Raw genomic sequence first — 16346 nt, 5'->3', positions numbered from 1 at the left:
GTTCGAGATGACAGTGTCTGTTAGCAAGAGGTAGCCCATCAAGTTATTGATATAAAGGTTATTTCAGGTTCCAACGAGAGGAAGTGCTGATAGGCCAGAAAATCTCAAACAATAATAGGAAGCTATCATGATCGAAAACAAAAACTGCGCGAATGTTAAGTCTTTCAAATTGTCTGCGCTGGCGGCCGGGGTTGCGATGGTTGCCGGAGCGTTTGCTGCGCCGGCATATGCTGATACCACGTTCGAATCCGACAGCGGTTGGAGAGCGGGATTCAATGGTCACATTCCGATCTTCGCGGTACTTGGCAACTACGACGATCCAACGGACGAAGACTCGTTTACCATCACCACAGGCTTTAACCCGGCTACGCTGCAAACCAACATCTACGCTCCCACTCAGAATGGCCTGGAAGTATCGGGTCACTTCCAGATGAACGCAGACATAGCGCCTGGTGATGCCAATGCGAATTTCCGCAGCCGCGTGTCCGAGATCGCGGTTGCCGGTGATTTCGGTCAGGTCAACATTGGTAAGGGCTTCGGGATCTTTGGTGTTCCAGCTATCGGGGACAACGGCAGTGCCCTGGGTGTCGGCCTGATCGGCGGCCCGGATCAGGTGGCTGCAACGGCGGGACGTATTGGTAATGGTTACTTCTACGCCAACTTCACGCCGCGTGTGATGTATACCTCGAATAGCCTGGGTGGTCTGCAATTCAAGGTGGGTGTATTCAGCCCCTCCAAGGTGGATGGCGTAGCTGATGCGGAATACAGCGCGCCCCGAATTGAGGGCAACGTGGTCTACACCGCGGATATGTTCTCGTTGTGGTCAAGTGCCTTTACTCAGGATGTAGACTCGAAGACCGGCACCTTTGACGACTACACCATGTCTGGTGTCGATTTTGGTGGTTCGGTGTCGCTCGGCAACCTGAATGTTCGTGGTAACTATTCCATGACGTCCGGTACCGGGAACGGCGTATTTGCCGCTCGCCTGGATCCGAACGAGGAAGACGCCAGTCAGTGGTACGTTGAGACGACATACGGCTTCAACCGCACCACATTGGGTGTCAGCTACGGCGAGGGTGAAGACGACATCAACTCGAGCGCGAACGATACGGATCTGACCATGGTGTTTGCGCGTTACGCCGCTACGGACGCCCTGACCCTGATGGCCGAGTACACGACGCTGGGCACAGAGGGTGGTCAGGGTGAATACGATGCGTTCATTGTTGGCTCACAGCTGACGTTCTGATAGAAGCGGAAGAGCCTTATACACCCTACTGACTGGACGAAGGGTGGGGCAGGAAAAGCCGGGTGCCGTAAGGCATCCGGCTTTTTCGTATCCAGGGGTACTGGGGAGTGCTTGCCAGTAAAGGGGCACAAAAAAGCTCCGGGCGGGGGAGGCCGGCCGGAGCGAAATGCCTGAGAGAGTGATTCAGGCGCTGTGGTGGAGAGCAACGGTTTGCGGTTGCGGGGTTGCCTGGGAGGATAGATATCTGTCCAGCTCCCGAACATCGTCTTCAGTGGCATAGAGCCCCTGTTTGGTGCGGCGCCAGAGAATGTCCTCCGACGTCATCGCCCATTCGTGCTTGATAAGATACTCGACTTCGCGCTCGTAGAGTGTGCCGGCAAACCGATATCCCAGATCCTGGATGGATTTTGCGTCGCCCAGAAAGTCGTATGCCTTGGTGCCGTAAGTACGCACGTAACGGCTGTATACCGCTTCGGGAAGCCACGGGTATTTTGCGGACAGGCTTGCCTCGAGAGTGTCGTGATTCTCGAAATCACCACCGGGCAGGATGCCTGTTTTCGTCCACGGACCGCGGGCGTGTGGGAAAAACTGGCAGAGTTTGTCCGTCGCAGCTTCCGCAAGTTTGCGGTAGGTAGTGATCTTGCCACCAAAGACAGAGATGACCGGTGCCTTGCCTTTTTCCCGGCTCACTTCAAACGAATAGTCGCGGGAAGCCTTTTTGGCATCTCCTTCTTCGTCGTCCATTAATGGGCGAACGCCGGAATAGGACCACACCACATCGCTTTCCGTTAGTTGGCGTTTAAAGTGCGAGTTGACGATATCCAGCAGATATTCGGTTTCTTCCGGTGATATTTTCGCTTTTTTCGGGTCGCCTTCGTAATCCACGTCGGTGGTGCCTACCAGGGAGAACTCGTCCTCGTAGGGGATGACGAACACAATGCGTTCGTCTTCGTTCTGGAGAATGTAGGCCTCGGTTTCCCGATTGAGGCGAGGCACCACAATATGACTGCCCTTGACCATGCGAATGGTTTTTGGCGCTTTCATGGACAGGCTTTCGCTGAACAGCCGGCTTACCCAGGGGCCCGACGCATTGACAATCACCTTGGCGGAGACGTGGTGGATACTGTCGTCATTCATATCCTGAAGCGATACGTTCCATGAATCCGCGCCGCGCTCGGCATTGATGCACTTGGTTCTGGTCAGGATGGTGGCACCGCACTCCTGGGCTTTCTTGGCGGTTAGTACCACCAGGCGAGCATCATCCACCCAGCCGTCTGAATACTCAAAACCTTTGGTGATGTCCGACTTGAGCGGATCCTTCTCATCGAACTTTATGGAGCGCGACCCAGGAAGGACCTCTCGCTTGGCCAGATGGTCATAAAGGAACAGTCCGGTCCGGATCATCCAGGCGGGGCGAAGGTGAGGGCGGTGTGGCAACCGAAAGCGCATTGGCCACATGATGTGTGGCGAATTTCGCAGCAGCGACTCCCGTTCTGCCAGGGCTTCACGTACCAGGCGGAACTCGTAGTGCTCAAGGTATCGGAGACCTCCATGAATCAGCTTGCTGCTGCTGGACGAGGTGGCTGAGGCGAGGTCGTTCATTTCGCAAAGCAACACCTTCAGGCCGCGGCCTGCGGCGTCCATGGCGATACCTGTGCCGTTGACGCCACCGCCCACAACGACAACGTCAAATGTATTGTTCTCCTCGGTCATCTCGAGTCATCTCCTGACGCCAATGAAAGGACGCTTCCGGCGCTCTTTCCGATTTTCACAGAAACGTATACCCATATTATGCGAAAGCAAAATATATTCGTAAAGGAAAATACAGAAAAAAAACGAAAAAAGATGGGCGAATGCTTTGGGAGTCACGCTGCCAGGCTATGACTGGGTGATGGTTACGGCGATGGAGGGGTCAGACCAGGTGCAGTTCCACGTTGTTTTCACGCAGGAGCTGGCGGATTTCGACGGGAGGCGGTTCATCGGTAAACACATGATCTGCCTGAGCAATGCTGCCGAGGCGCACCATGGCGTTGCGGCCGAACTTGGAATGGTCCGCGGCCAGCAGTACCTGGCCGGAATTCTCGATGATGGACTGGGCAACCCGGACTTCCCGGTAATCGAAGTCCAGCAAAGAACCGTCACTGTGGATGCCGCTGATACCGATAATGCCGAAATCCATCTTGAACTGGTTGATGAAGTCCCGAGTGGCTTCACCCACGATGCCGCCGTCGCGGTTACGCACTTCGCCGCCGGCAATAATGATGTGGAAGTCTTCCTTGGCGGAAAGAATGGATGCGACGTGAAGGTTGTTGGTGACTACCTGGAGGTTGTTTTTCTCAAGCAGGGCCTTGGCAATGGTTTCCGTGGTGGTGCCGATGTTGATGAACATGGAGGAGTTGTCGGGGATCATGTCGACCAGTGCTTCAGCGATGCGCTCCTTGGCTTCCAGGTCCATGATTTTGCGAGCCTGGTAGGCAGTGTTCACCGTGCTGGAGTCGATGCCGGCGCCGCCGTGATGTCGGCGCAGTTTCTTCTGGCTGGCCAAGTCGTTCAAATCCCGGCGGATGGTTTGCGGCGTTACCTTGAACTGATCAACCAGTTGCTCGGTGGTCACGAAGCCGTTCTGCTGGATGAGCTCCATGATCAGGTCCTGTCGGCGTCGTTGTGCCATTCAACTTCCTCCGGTTCACGGTTTTTCTGTAACGAACGAAATAGCGATTTCAAACCTGAACTCAGTTTAGAGTGTTTTGTGCCTTTGTGCAGCATTTTTAGGGGCTTGTGTGAGGCTTGCGAAATGCGGGTAAGTTTTCGCCCGCAAAAAGGGTTGGCTTTTGTTTTCAAAAAAGTAAAAATACGAAAAAATAAGAACACTGGCCCGAGGCAAAACAACTATGACTCAGTACATTCTGTCGATCGACCAGGGGACAACCAGTTCCCGCGCCATCCTTTTCACCCTGGATGGCAACATCCACGCGACGAGCCAGCAGGAGTTCCCTCAGCATTTTCCCGCGAGCGGCTGGGTCGAGCATGAGCCGGAAGACATCTGGCGTACTGTCCAGGAAACCTGCGATGACGTGATGGCCAAGGGGTGTGGTGACAACGATGAGGTTGTCGCAGTTGGCATAACGAACCAGCGTGAAACCACGGTGTTGTGGGACCGCGCAACGGGCGAGACCATCTACCCGGCGATCGTCTGGCAGGACAGGCGAACCGCGGACTGGTGTGAATCGCTCAAGAAGCAAAGCCTTGAACCTTCAGTGAACAACAAGACAGGGCTGTTGATTGACCCCTATTTTTCGGCGACGAAAATTCGCTGGATACTGGACAACGTACCGGGCGCCCAGCAACGGGCGGAACGCGGAGAATTGGCGTTCGGCACGATCGACAGTTTTCTTCTTTGGCGACTGACCGGCGGCAGGGAGCACAGGACCGATGCGACCAATGCCAGTCGCACCCTGTTGTTCAACATTCACGATCAGGATTGGGACCCGGAGCTACTTGACCTGTTCGGCATTCCTGCCTCGTTGTTGCCGCAGGTGATGGATTCGGCAGCGGACTTCGGCCAGATCGTCGGTAACGGTCGGCTGGGTGGTACGTCCGTCATGGGTATGGCGGGGGACCAGCAGGCGGCCCTGTTCGGCCAGACGTGCTTTGAAACCGGAATGGCGAAAAGCACCTACGGTACCGGCTGTTTCCTGATGCTGAACACCGGCGACAAGGCTCTGACGTCAGAGCACCGCCTGCTCACAACGGTAGCCTATCGCCTCAACGGAAAGCCTGCCTACGCGCTGGAGGGGAGTATCTTTATCGCCGGTGCGGCTATCCAGTGGCTGCGAGACGGATTGCAGCTGATTCGGGACGCCTGTGAGACCGAACCCCTAGCGGAAGGCACACCGGTGGACCACGGGGTCTATCTGGTGCCAGCGTTTACGGGCCTGGGCGCACCGTACTGGGACCCCAACGCCCGTGGGGCGATTTTCGGGCTGACCCGTGATACCGGGATCAAGGAAATCGTGACCGCTGGCCTGCAATCGGTTTGCTATCAGACCAAGGATCTGCAGAAGGCGATGGAGAAGGATGGCATAAGGCCCATTACCCTGCGTGTGGACGGTGGCATGGTGGCCAACAACTGGGTACTGCAGTTCCTGGCGGATATCCTCGGGGCGCGGGTCGATCGGCCTGCATTGGTGGAGACCACCGCGCTGGGCGCGGCCTATCTGGCTGGCCTGCAGGCGGGTGTCTACAAAAGCCTGGAGGATCTGAGCAGTATGTGGCGATGCGACCGCAGTTTTGAGGCAACGATGACTAAAGCCCAACGTGACAAGCTCTACGACGGCTGGCTTAAAGCCATTCGCAAGCTATGACTACCTTACACCCAGATCCCGAAGTCGCTTGTACAGGGTGTTGCGGCTGACAGCCAGTTCCCTGGCTGCACGGGACACGTTGCCCATGCACTGTCGGTAGACCACCAGTGTCTGATCCATGGTGTCATTCCGGGAGTTGTCATTCGCCTGGGGCGATTCTCTGTAGGGCGATGCATCGAATACCGGTTTGCGCTCGGGCCTGGTTTGACTCTCATAATCCGCCAGGAAATCCTCCGGCAGATGCCAGAGTTGCACGTCGTCGCCGTCGGCAATGGCCACGGCGACGCGGACGATGTTCACCAGCTGGCGAATATTTCCGGGCCAGGGGTGATTCTCAAGCGCCGCCATTACCTCATTGTTCAGAGTGTCCGATTGGCCGCTGTCACGATGCTCCAGATAGATTCTGCGGATCAGCTCGCGCCGGTCCATTCGATCCCTGAGTGCTGGAAGCTCAAGGCTGAGGCCATTGATGCGGTAGTAGAGGTCCGCTCTGAACTCACCATTGTCGATTCGATCTGCGAGCGGGCGGTTGGTCGCAGACACCAGCAGTAGGTCCACGGGAATGCGTTCCGTGGAGCCCACCGGTGTCACTTCCCGTTCCTGCAGCACGCGCAATAGCCGGGATTGGGCGGCCAGGGGCATTTCTCCGATTTCGTCCAGGAACAGAATGCCCTTGTCGGCCTTGCGTATCAGGCCCAGAGAACCCTGGGCGCGGGCGCCGGTGAATGCGCCGGCCTCGTAGCCAAACAGTTCGGATTCGACAAGCTCCGGTGGGATCGCCGCACAGTTAACGGAGACCAGAGGCTGCGCGCATCGTTGGCTGGTTCCATGCAGGGCTTTGACCATCACTTCCTTGCCCACACCGGTTTCACCACAAATCAGTATCGGAACGCCTCTCTCCAGAACCTTCCTCGCCTGGTCGGCACAGCGTCGGACCAGTGGATCCCCATGTTCAATATCGTCCATGGAAACGCCAGCCATGCCTGGCTCCGTGGGCCTGGCACGGGGTATTGCGCGCGCGGGCTTTGTGGTGACGGTGTCGAGCGAGACCGGCCGCTTCAACAGTCCTGACAGCCGCACTCGTTTCGTGGTCGTGAGCTGTATGGGGGTGTTGTGGGAGTGATTCAGTATCAGGTTCCGGTTTTCAATGAACAGCGAGTTCAGGTTGCGCCCTGACAAAGGCTCGCCGAGTAGTTGATCTGCCCGCTGATTGGAGGCAACTATGCGGCCGTTGGGGTCAAACGCGATCAGTCCCGACCAGGGGCTGTCGATATTGTCCGCCGTGGTGTTGAGGGTGAGGATAAAATGATCGCCCCCCAGCTGCCTGACGATCAGACGGTTTTCAACCGATTGCGAAAGAAGCCGAACCATCCCCAGCGTATGCGCCTGCGGTAGGTAGGCATCACTGAAGGCACTGAGAACCCCCACCAGGGTTCTGTCGGTATCGAATATCGGCGCCGCAGAACTGATGATGCTCCGGTTGAGTTTGAGAAAGTGTTCGTTTCGCTGGACCTGGACGGGCGAGCGGGTGGCGATGGACGTGCCGATGGCGTTGGTGCCAGCGTAGCGTTCGTGCCAGCTGGCGCCTGCGCTGAACCATGGCCGCAGATGGCTTTCGGTAATGCGTTTGTCGCCCCAGCCCTTCAGGACCTGGGCATGGGAGTCGGCCAGCAGGATCAGGCAGCGGCTGTTGGACATGATGTTGTTGTAGTAGGGAAGTACTTCCGTCTCTGTTGTGCTGAGTAACGCTTCGTAGTCTTTTTCCAGCGTTTCCCGGGCACGGTCGTCGAGGTTCGCGGGTTCGGGTTCGTAGTCATGGTGAAGCCCGTAACCAATACAGCGGTTCCAGGAATCCGCGATGATGGATCGGTATTCCGCCCTCTCTTGTTGCCTTTTCACGCGAATCCTCCGCGTTCCTGAAGTTCGTTTTGTTTTTTCGCACCCCGCCAGGGTGGCCCGAGGCCGCGAATCTGTTCGCTACGATGTTCAATAATGTGCTCATTGGTTGTTCAGGTCAATGTTCAAACTGAACAAAAAGTTTGATATCGAACATTTTTGTTTTCAATAAAGAAATTTTCCAGAAATTTAATGGCAATAAAAACAATGGTCTACGTATTTGCTCGTGGTTTTCACCTACATTGGTATGCTCATTGCCTTTATGTATTCGAAATCGAATTCTCGCCGGTCGCCTGCGGTGACGGCGGATAACGTGCCACAAGAACAACAAAGGAAAGCCTATGTCCTTAACGCTGGAGAACCTCTCCCGTGTCGTGGATGGAGTCGATTACATCCGCGACGCGAACATCACGTTTGAGGCAGGTTCGTTCAACGTTCTGCTCGGGCGTACATTGGCCGGCAAAACCTCGTTGATGCGGCTGATGGCCGGGCTGGACAAGCCCGATGACGGCCGCCTCATCTACAACGGCAACGATGTCACCGGGCAAAGCGTTCAACAACGCAATGTCTCAATGATCTATCAGCAGTTCATCAACTATCCCAACCTCACGGTGTACGAAAACATCGCCTCGCCCCTGCGTCTGGCCAAGATGAAGGAGAGCGAGATTGACCGACGGGTCAAGGAAACCGCGAACATGCTGCAGATTGACCCCTTGCTGAAGCGGTATCCGCTGGAGCTTTCCGGGGGGCAACAGCAGCGCACGGCGATGGCCAGGGCCCTGGTCAAGGACGCGACCCTGATCCTGTTTGACGAACCGCTGGTGAACCTCGACTACAAACTGCGGGAAGAGTTGCGCGCTGAGTTGCGGGAACTGTTCCGCGAACGCCAATGCATTGCCGTATACGCCACCACCGAAGCCAACGAGGCTCTGGCGTTGGGAGGTGTCACCACGCTCCTGAACGAGGGACGGATCGTTCAGAGCGGCCCGGTGATGGACGTTTACCGTAACCCAGTGAACACCCTGGCGGCACAACTGTTCAGTGAGCCGCCCATGAATATGATCAAGGGCCGGGTCACCGACACGGAAGTGACCTTCGACGAATACTCCCATCATGCGTTGACTCAGGAACTCGCACGGCTCGAACCCGGCGATTACTGGTTTGGTATCCGCCCGAGTCACATCGGACTGGTCCCCAACAATGAGGATGATCTCGAGATGTCGATGGAGGTTGAGCTCAGTGAAATCAGTGGCTCCGAAACCTTCATGCACGTGCGCAATCGGTACTTCGAGATGGTGATGCAGTTGATGGGCGTACACCAGTACCACACGGGTTCGCCCATCAAGATCTACCTGCCCATCAACAAACTGTTCGTATTCGATAAAGACGAAAGCCTGGTGCACACACCGGCACAGGTCGTCACAGGAGGGTCGGTCTGATGGCTGAAATTCATTTGAAGTCCCTGGCTCACAGTTACAGCGACACTCCGGCCGGGCCCGATGACTACGCGATCCGTCAGCTGGACCATGTCTGGGAGAAGGGTGGGGCGTATGCATTGCTCGGTCCGTCCGGCTGCGGCAAGAGTACGATGCTGAACATCATTTCGGGTTTGCTCCAGCCCTCCGAGGGCGACGTACTGTTTGATGGCAAGCGGGTGAACGAGCTGTCCCCGAGGGACCGGAACATTGCCCAGGTTTTCCAGTTCCCCGTGATCTATGACTCGATGACCGTGTACCAGAACCTGGCATTTCCGCTCAAGAACACCGGCGTGCCGTCGTCCCAGATCAAGGCCAAGGTGCATGAGATCGCGGAGATCCTGGAGATTGAGAGCGAGCTGCAGAAAAAGGCCAAGAACCTGTCCGCGGACCAGAAACAGAAGGTTTCCATGGGTAGAGGCCTGGTTCGGGGCGATGTGTCCGCCATCCTGTTCGATGAACCGCTGACGGTTATCGATCCCCAGCTCAAGTGGAAGCTGCGCCGCAAGCTCAAGCAGATTCACGAACAGTTCGATATCACCATGGTGTACGTCACCCACGACCAGCTCGAGGCGTCCACGTTCGCCGACAAAATCGCGGTGATGTACGGCGGTCAGATTGTTCAGTTTGGCACCCCAACGGAGCTCTTCGAACAGCCCAACCACACATTTGTGGGGTATTTCATCGGTAGCCCCGGCATGAATCTGATTGAGGTTCAGCGTTGCCCACGTGGGGTCTGCTTCGGCAGCACGGTTGTCCCGCTGAGTGTTCAACACGTCGAGCTGTTACAGCGCCTGCAGTCCAACAATCTCAAGATCGGTATTCGCCCGGAGTTTATCCAGGCGTCCGATATGCCGGCGGACGATACGTTTGAAGCCGAGGTGTTGGATGTCGAGGACCTCGGCACTTACAAGGTCATGACAGTCAAGCTGGATTTCGAAACGTTGAAGGTTCGGCTGACGGAAGACCAGCACTTTGCAGTTGGCGGCCAGGTTCAGCTCAGCTTTCCGGAAAAGTGGCTGAAGCTTTACGTGGACGAGTTTCTGGTAGAGGAGAAGGACCAATGAATAAGGTTCCCAATAATCGTGCCTGGTGGCTCGTACTGCCAGTTTTCATACTTGTAGCGTTTTCAGCCCTGATACCGCTGATGACCGTTGTGAATTATTCGGTCCAGGATATCTTTGGCCCGGGTAACGCCTATTACGTTGGTACCGAGTGGTTTCGCGAAGTGCTTGCTGACGAGCGCCTGAGAGAATCCCTGCTCAGGCAGTTCCTGTTTTCCGGCGCTGTGCTGGCGATCCAGATCCCCCTCGGGATCGGGGTTGCGCTGATGATGCCAAAATCCGGTATCAAGGCCTCTCTGTGCCTGATCCTTCTGGCCATTCCGTTGCTGATTCCCTGGAACGTGGTCGGGACCATCTGGCAGATCTTCGGCCGTGGTGACATCGGCCTGTTTGGCTGGGGCCTGAATGCGCTGGGGCTGGATTACAACTATACCGGCGACACGGTGGATGCCTGGCTGACGGTGCTGCTGATGGACGTATGGCACTGGACACCCCTGGTGGCTCTTCTCTGCTACTCCGGCTTGCGTGCCATTCCCGAAGCCTTCTATCAGGCTGCCGAAATTGACCGTGCCTCCAAGTGGGCCGTGTTCCGCTATATCCAGTTACCGCGCCTGAAAAGTGTGCTGGTGATTGCGGTACTGCTGCGGTTCATGGACAGCTTCATGATCTACACCGAGCCCTTTGTTCTCACCGGTGGCGGGCCAGGCAGCTCAACAACCTTCCTGAGCCAGACACTCACCACCATGGCTATCGGCCAGTTTGATATCGGCCGGGCGGCGGCGTTCTCGCTGATCTACTTCCTGATCGTGCTGCTGGTGTCCTGGGTGTTCTTTACTGCCATAACTCACCTCGACAAAGAAAAATAAGGAGAGAGTGATGAACTATTCACGTTCCAAGGGCTTCGGGATGACGCTGTTTATCGTGCTCCTGCTGACTCCGATCTACTGGCTCCTGAACATGTCGTTCAAGACCAACCAGGAAATTCTCGGCGGCCTGACGTTATGGCCACAGAATTTTACCCTGGCCAACTACGCTGTGATTTTCTCGGATTCAAGCTGGTACTCGGGTTACATCAACTCGATGATCTACGTGTCCATGAACATGACCATCACGCTGCTGGTTGCCTTGCCGGCCGCCTACGCGTTCAGCCGCTACAAGTTTGTGGGTGACAAGCACCTGTTCTTCTGGCTGCTGAGTAACCGTATGGCACCGCCGGCCGTCTTCCTGCTGCCGTTCTTTCAGCTTTATTCATCAGTAGGGCTGTTTGACACCCACATTGCGGTGGCGCTTGCGCATTGCCTGTTCAACGTGCCGCTGGCGGTCTGGATCCTGGAAGGTTTCATGTCGGGTGTGCCGCGCGAGTACGACGAGATGGCCTATATTGATGGCTATAGCTTCCCCAAGTTCTTCGTGAAGATTTTCCTGCCGATGATTCGGTCAGGTATTGGCGTCGCTGCTTTCTTTGCGTTCATGTTCTCGTGGGTGGAGTTGTTGCTGGCCAGAACCCTGACCTCCGTGGACGCGCAACCCATTGGTGCCATCATGACCCGAACGGTCGGGGCAAGCGGTATTGACTGGGGCGTACTGGCGGCAGCCGGTGTGCTCACCATTATTCCCGGCGTGCTGGTGGTCTGGTTTGTTCGTAACCACATCGCCAAGGGCTTCGCACTGGGTCGGGTATAAGGAGACGTATCATGATTGAATGGATGAACTGGACACCAACGGTTGCGATTTTCTTTGCGGTGATTGCCTGCATCTTGCTGACGATGACCGTCTACGAAGTGGTTTCGCCGTGTACTGAGCGAAAAGGGTTCCTGCCGATTTCGACAACCCGGGGGGATCGTCTTTTCATCGGCCTGCTATCGGCGGCCTATATTCACCTTGCGTTCCTGGCTGTCAGCGACATTACTCTTTGGGTAGCGCTGGCGGTGTCGGTGGCGTGGCTCCTGGTGCTGTTGCGCTGGGGGTGATGGGGAATGGTGCCATCGGAGGGTGCCTTTGATTTTCGTTTGTCAGGGAGGGCCGAAAGAATCTTAGGATTTATCGCTCAAAACGGTTGTAAAAATTTCTATAACGAACTATTTTCTTTTTAATGATCGGAATCGAACATCCCTATTCGGCTCCGTTTCCAGGAATAGCGGTCAGAACGCTATATAGGGAAAGCCGAAACGTATTGGCGCAAGCTGTCGCGTTTCGAACACACCAAAACAAGACGAACGAGGTTGGATATGTTCAAGAACAATAAATATCCGAAAACCCTCCTTCTGAGCGCTGCGATTGGCTCGGTGGGATTGGGGCTCAGTTTTCAGGCCAGTGCAGATCAGTATTCTGATGCCGCCAAGAAGTGGGTTAACGAGTCCTTCAAGAAGTCGACTCTGAGCAAAGAAGAGCAGATGAAGGAGATGGAATGGTTCATCCAGGCCGCCAAGCAGTTCCGGGGCATGGATATCAACGTCGTCTCGGAAACCATTGCCACTCATGAATATGAATCCAAGGTTCTGGCTGAAGCATTCAGTGAGATCACCGGCATCAATCTGACTCACACGCTGATCCAGGAAGGCGATGTTATCGAGAAGCTGCAGACACAGATGCAGTCCGGCCGGAACATCTACGACGGCTGGGTCAACGACTCTGACCTGATCGGTACCCACTTCCGCTATGGCAAGGTGATGCCCGTTGAGGACATCATGAACGGTGAAGGCAAGGATCTGACTCTGCCGACACTGGATCTGGATGACTTTATCGGTCTCGATTTCACCACCGGCCCGGACGGCAAGCTTTATCAATTGCCTGACCAACAGTTTGCCAACCTGTACTGGTTCCGTGCCGACTGGTTCGAGCGCGAAGACCTCAAGAAGCAGTTCATGGATATCTACGGCTATGAGCTGGGTGTTCCGGTTAACTGGTCCGCCTATGAGGACATTGCCGAGTTCTTCTCCGTACACGTGAAGGAAATTGATGGCAAGCGTGTCTACGGCCACATGGACTACGGCAAGAAAGACCCGTCACTGGGTTGGCGCTTCACAGACGCCTGGTTCTCCATGGCCGGCGCTGGCGACAAGGGCCTGCCGAATGGTTTGCCGGTCGACGAGTGGGGCATCCGTGTTGACGAATGTCATCCGGTCGGCGCCAGCGTCAGCCGCGGCGGTGCAACCAATGGACCCGCCGCTGTGTATGCAACCACCAAGTATGTTGACTGGTTGGAAAAGTACGCGCCGCCGGAGGCACCGGGCATGACATTCTCTGAAGCTGGTCCCGTGCCCGCTCAGGGCGCTGTTGCCCAGCAGATCTTCTGGTATACCGCCTTCACTGCCAGCATGATCGAAGACGGTCTGCCGGTGGTCAACGAAGACGGCACCCCGAAGTGGCGCATGGCCCCCTCTCCACGTGGGCCCTACTGGGAAGAAGGCATGAAACTGGGTTATCAGGACGTGGGCTCCTGGACCTTCATGAAGTCCACTCCTGAAAAGCGTCGCCTTGCGGCCTGGTTGTATGCACAGTTCACGGTGTCCAAAACCGTATCCCTGGAAAAGACCATCGCTGGTCTGACGCCGATCCGCGAGTCTGATATCGAATCGGATGCCATGACCGAAATGGCGCCCAAGCTCGGTGGTCTTGTGGAGTTCTATCGCAGCCCGGCCCGCGTTCAGTGGTCGCCGACGGGTACCAACGTACCGGATTATCCGAAGCTGGCTCAGCTCTGGTGGCAGTATATTGCTCAGGCTGCAAGTGGCGAAGCAACGCCGCAGAAAGCACTGGACGGACTGGCGCAGGCACAGGATCGTGTCATGGAGCGTCTCGAACGTGCCAGTGTCCAGGAAACCTGCGGTCCGAAGCTGAACGAGCCGCGTGATCCCCAGTACTGGCTGGATCAGCCGGGCGCGCCCAAACCGAAGTTGGACAACGAAAAGCCGAAAGGCAAAACCGTCCGCTACGAAGAGCTGCTCAAAACCTGGGAAAAAGCTCGCGAGAGCTGATTTCTGAGACGGCTCGAGTAGTCCCTCAGTAAATCACTTACCCGTAGTGCCCTGCCGTTGTCCCGGGTTTCCTGGGGCAGCGGCAGACCTAACACCGTCAGGTCGGTGGGTCTTGGCCGGTTGCTTTCATTCCCCCCCCTATTAGCATTTCAGGCGTTCCCCCGTGTTTAGCGGGTTGACCCTGCCGGCCCTTTTTCCACCTTTTTGCACCTGATCTTTCCTTTCCAAATTCCGGACCTGTCCAGGGCTGGCAGCAGGGGTTGATAGGGCATGAGAAAAATTTCAGTTATCCATCGTCTATACCTGGGCTTCGGTTTGCTTTGTGTGATCATCGCAGGCTGGGGGCTGTTCAACGGCAGTATGATGACATCCATTTCCGAGGGTACGTCTGCGGTAAAGGAGAGAATCTTCCCGTTTCAGCGTGCTGTCCAGGCTGTCGAGGCAACGACAGGGGGCAGTGGCATGGCGGTCATCTCGCTCGCCAGGGTGAGGGACAACCAGGAACTGGAATCCCGCTATGGAAGGCTGATAGATAAAATGACCGCGCTGGATAAGCAGGTGACGTCACTCGCTGCCGAAGCCGGCGAAATCCGCTTGCTTACTGGGTTCGAGGAACCCGCGCAGCAGTACCGGGAGGCCCTTGGCGCGCTGCAAAAACAAGCGGCCAGGCTTAGCGAACACCAGGCGGAGGTTATCCGGGTATCTGAGTCAGTGAACCGTGATTTATCCGACTTTCTTGCCAAAGCCTCGGAAATGAAACAGTTGTTGCTTCGTGAAGCATCAGCGCCCGCAGGGTCTGACATTTATCTGAAAGACCTGCTCATGACGGTCATGGGGAACCTGTCCAATATTGAACTGCTAATTATGCAATTGGTCAGCACCGACGATGCCGAACGGCTCAAAGCCGTGGTGGAAAACCTGCGATTCAACACCGTGACGGTTGAGCAGGATATTGAGGCCATCATTGGCGAGATTGCGTCGCTGGAGTCGCTTGCGCCTATCGCAAGCGATTTCTTTGAGTCGGTCAACAGTGAGGCCGGCATAGTCAGCCAGTATTACGATTACCGCAGCAACCTGCTGGCGGTGAACAGCACCGTCGCGGACATAGAGGCCGGGCTTGATCACCTCAACAGCCATATTGACCGGATGGTCACGGCAGCCGGAGAGGCCGCTGTACAGACCGTCGACAACCTGGATGCCACGGCGCGTTTCTCGGAACAGCTGGTGTATTACCTGGTACCGCTAATTCTGTTTATTGCTGTTGTGATCTCGGTGTGGTTGGGGCGGTTGATCAGTATTCCTCTGCGTGCCACCGTCAATCACCTCTCGGCGATGGCTGGGGGCGACTATAGCCGCGAACTGACATTCCGCGCCAACGGCGAGTTTATTGAACTGAAAGAGTCGGCCAATAAGCTCGCAGCGGCCATGCGGGAGGTGTTGGGCAGCCTGCAGAAAGCCGGCGGTGAAATTACCGGTGTGGCGGCGTCCAACGCGGATTTTTCCCACGACCTGAGCCAGCGTATTCGGGGGCAGGCCGATGACCTCAATTCGATAGCGACCGCCATGACGGAGATGGAAGCGTCCTGCCATCACGTGGCGGAATCCGTCAGGGACACCCACCAACTGGTGGAGTCGGTGAACAGTCGGGTTGATGAAAGCAAAGAGACCGCCAACGCCAACATGGAGTGTGTGAATGAACTGGAAGAGCAGATACAGCAGACCTCCGGCAAGCTGAAAAAGCTGGAGAGTGCGTCCCACGACATCGGGCGCATCACCGAATCCATCGATGAAATCGCCAACCAGACCAACCTGCTGGCGCTCAACGCAGCCATTGAGTCCGCCAGGGCTGGAGAGTTTGGCCGTGGGTTCGCAGTGGTGGCCGACGAAGTCAGACAACTTGCCCAGAAAACCACCAGTAGCACGGACACCATTCGTGGCCTCGTCAACCGTCTCCAGGGGGATGCGGCCGAAGCCGTGAGTTCCATGGAAGACAGCTTCCAGCGCCTGGAATCGGTCAAGTCCCTGATCACCGATGCCTCCAAAGGCGTTGAAACCATTCGGGAGGCCGTCGACCAGATCCGCAATAGCGCGGAACATGTTCGTACCGGCATGGACGAGCAGGAAGACGTCAGCCGTTCGGTGTCGCGCAATGTTACCGAAATCAGCGGGTCGTCATCGGAAAATTTGGCGGAGATCGAACAACTGGTAGCGACTAGCGACCAGCTCAAGGCATCGATGAGTGATATCGAAGCGTTGATCGGGCGATTCCGGGTGTAGTCGAAACCGTTTGAAGTTCCTATTGGGGTTTTCCATATAACAAAATC

The 16346-nt window shown here is 56.1% G+C and carries 12 protein-coding genes; 9 read left to right on the top strand and 3 right to left on the bottom strand.

The window, feature by feature from the left end; translation table 11 throughout:
- Positions 1-127 precede the first annotated feature (127 nt).
- A complete protein-coding gene (locus AAGD24_RS12730) occupies positions 128-1246 on the top strand; it encodes a porin (protein WP_075196277.1) in 1119 nt (372 codons plus the stop codon).
- 183 nt (positions 1247-1429) lie between these two features.
- Here AAGD24_RS12730 and glpD read toward each other — a convergent pair whose 3' ends face one another.
- Positions 1430-2959, bottom strand: coding sequence for a glycerol-3-phosphate dehydrogenase (gene glpD / locus AAGD24_RS12725; RefSeq protein ID WP_228209758.1), 1530 nt, complete (start codon positions 2957-2959; stop codon positions 1430-1432).
- A 199-nt stretch (positions 2960-3158) separates the two neighbouring features.
- Positions 3159-3917 (bottom strand): DeoR/GlpR family transcriptional regulator, encoded by a 759-nt coding sequence (locus AAGD24_RS12720; RefSeq protein WP_007155657.1) that lies wholly within the window; start codon positions 3915-3917, stop codon positions 3159-3161.
- Positions 3918-4137: 220 nt separating this feature from the next.
- Here AAGD24_RS12720 and glpK point away from each other — a divergent pair, with 220 nt between their 5' ends.
- On the top strand, positions 4138-5610 hold the full coding sequence (glpK, locus tag AAGD24_RS12715) for a glycerol kinase GlpK (RefSeq protein ID WP_379865318.1): 1473 nt from the start codon (positions 4138-4140) through the stop codon (positions 5608-5610).
- On the opposite strand, the gene AAGD24_RS12710 is transcribed toward glpK, so the two are convergent.
- Positions 5611-7509 carry a sigma-54-dependent Fis family transcriptional regulator gene (locus AAGD24_RS12710; RefSeq protein ID WP_379865316.1) on the bottom strand — a complete coding sequence of 633 codons (1899 nt, stop codon included), beginning with the start codon at positions 7507-7509 and terminating at the stop codon, positions 5611-5613. It abuts the gene before it with no gap.
- Positions 7510-7847: 338 nt separating this feature from the next.
- Here AAGD24_RS12710 and AAGD24_RS12705 point away from each other — a divergent pair, with 338 nt between their 5' ends.
- From AAGD24_RS12705 to AAGD24_RS12675, 7 genes are all read left to right on the top strand, one after another.
- Positions 7848-8945, top strand: a complete 1098-nt coding sequence (locus tag AAGD24_RS12705; protein WP_041335502.1) for an ABC transporter ATP-binding protein — start codon at positions 7848-7850, stop codon at positions 8943-8945.
- Positions 8945-10048 carry an ABC transporter ATP-binding protein gene (locus AAGD24_RS12700; protein ID WP_041335501.1) on the top strand — a complete coding sequence of 368 codons (1104 nt, stop codon included), beginning with the start codon at positions 8945-8947 and terminating at the stop codon, positions 10046-10048. Before AAGD24_RS12705 ends, AAGD24_RS12700 begins: the two co-directional genes overlap by 1 nt.
- A complete protein-coding gene (locus AAGD24_RS12695) occupies positions 10045-10911 on the top strand; it encodes a carbohydrate ABC transporter permease (RefSeq protein WP_036205138.1) in 867 nt (288 codons plus the stop codon). The genes AAGD24_RS12700 and AAGD24_RS12695 overlap by 4 nt, the downstream gene beginning before the upstream one ends.
- Before the next feature lie 10 nt (positions 10912-10921).
- Positions 10922-11728 carry a carbohydrate ABC transporter permease gene (locus AAGD24_RS12690; RefSeq protein ID WP_007155503.1) on the top strand — a complete coding sequence of 269 codons (807 nt, stop codon included), beginning with the start codon at positions 10922-10924 and terminating at the stop codon, positions 11726-11728.
- A gap of 11 nt (positions 11729-11739) precedes the next feature.
- Positions 11740-12015 (top strand): DUF2160 domain-containing protein, encoded by a 276-nt coding sequence (locus AAGD24_RS12685; RefSeq protein WP_007155504.1) that lies wholly within the window; start codon positions 11740-11742, stop codon positions 12013-12015.
- Positions 12016-12273: 258 nt separating this feature from the next.
- On the top strand, positions 12274-14022 hold the full coding sequence (locus AAGD24_RS12680; RefSeq protein ID WP_036205143.1) for an ABC transporter substrate-binding protein: 1749 nt from the start codon (positions 12274-12276) through the stop codon (positions 14020-14022).
- 270 nt (positions 14023-14292) lie between these two features.
- On the top strand, positions 14293-16299 hold the full coding sequence (locus tag AAGD24_RS12675; RefSeq protein ID WP_379865313.1) for a methyl-accepting chemotaxis protein: 2007 nt from the start codon (positions 14293-14295) through the stop codon (positions 16297-16299).
- The last annotated feature ends 47 nt before the right edge of the window (positions 16300-16346 follow it).

Source organism: Marinobacter sp. M5B, from assembly GCF_042604615.1.
GTDB lineage: Bacteria > Pseudomonadota > Gammaproteobacteria > Pseudomonadales > Oleiphilaceae > Marinobacter > Marinobacter salarius.
Note: the sequence above shows the minus strand (reverse complement) of the source record. Positions and strands in the feature narration are given on the sequence as shown.